Genomic DNA, 1192 nt, shown 5'->3' with positions numbered 1-1192 from the left:
GCGGGGCCTCCGGGCGGGCCGTCCTCGGGAGCGGTCGCGGGCGGTTCGGGAGCGTGAGGGTCGTCCCCCCGCTCGTCCTCAGCGGGCGCGGGCGGTGCGGGGGCGGGCGGGGTGTCCGGTGCGGGGGCGGCTGGGTGGTCCGGTGGGTCGGAAGGGGAGGGGGTGGCGGCGGCCCGCCGGATGCGCTGTTGCAGCAGTACGGCCTCCGCCCATTCCCGGGGCGTGGGGCCGTCGGTCTCCCGGCCGTACCGGTACCCGGTCATGTGGGTGATTCCGTGCCCAGCGCGTGCCACAGGGCGTCACGGAGCCGCGCCCAGGAGGTCTCGTCGGACTTCGCCGCCCCGTTGGAGAGCATGTGCACGGTGTTGAGCAGCTGGTCGGTCGCCAGGCCCCCGTGCTCCCTGCTGTGGTCGAGGAACTCGCGGATCAGCGCCCTGGCGTCCCGGCCCCGGTCGCCGCCGAAGTGGGCGGTGACCATGGCGGTCAGCCGCTCCTCGTCGGGGTCGGGCATCCGGATCTCCAGACAGCGCCGCCGGAACGCGGGCGGGAACTCACGCTCCCCGTTACTGGTGATCACGACCACCGGGAACTCATGGCAGCGGACATGACCGTTCTCGACCGGAACGGCGTCGGTATGGTCCGCGGTCATCACCTTCACGACCGAGCGCTGCCGGTGGCGCTCCAGCTCGCGGATGCGGAACTCACCTTCCTCGAAGACGTGGAGCAGGTCGTTGGGCAGGTCGATGTCGCTCTTGTCCAGCTCGTCGACGAGCAGCACCCGGGGCCGGGCCCAGGGCAGCAGGGCCGTGCCCAGCGGGCCCAGGGTCAGATAGCGGCCGAGGTCGGGCAGGACCCGGTCCTCCGCCGCGCCGCCGACCGGCGGCGGGGTGTCCTGGACGCGGCCGATCGCGTCGTAGTCGTACAACCCGTCCTTGAGCGTCGTACGGCTGACGATGGGCCAGGAGAGCACCGGGCCCAGGCCCAGCTCGGCGGCGATCCGGTACGCCAGGCTGGACTTGCCGGTGCCGGGCCGCCCCGTGACCAGCAGCGGACGGCGGACGTGCAGGGCCACGTTGACCCTCTCGACCACGGAGCGGTCCAGGGTGCCGCCGCCGGGGCTGCCCAGGCGGCGGCGACCGGCCGGGGCGGTGCCGGGCGGGGGCAGCGGCGTGCCGGCGTCCTCGAAGACCCG

Annotated in this window: 1 protein-coding gene and 1 pseudogene; both read right to left on the bottom strand. The window is 74.4% G+C overall.

Going from position 1 to position 1192, the window contains the following annotated elements:
- Positions 1–263, bottom strand: a pseudogene (locus EEJ42_RS50385) (hypothetical protein); the annotation flags it as partial.
- Positions 260–1192, bottom strand: a 933-nt coding sequence (locus EEJ42_RS31475; protein WP_148082073.1) for an AAA family ATPase, incomplete at its 5' end; no start/stop codon positions are given. The gene EEJ42_RS31475 and the pseudogene EEJ42_RS50385, both read right to left, overlap by 4 nt.

This window comes from Streptomyces botrytidirepellens, assembly GCF_003721215.1.
GTDB lineage: Bacteria > Actinomycetota > Actinomycetes > Streptomycetales > Streptomycetaceae > Streptomyces > Streptomyces himastatinicus.
The sequence above is the reverse complement of the archived record's forward strand: the minus strand, read 5'-3'. Positions and strand labels throughout refer to the sequence as shown.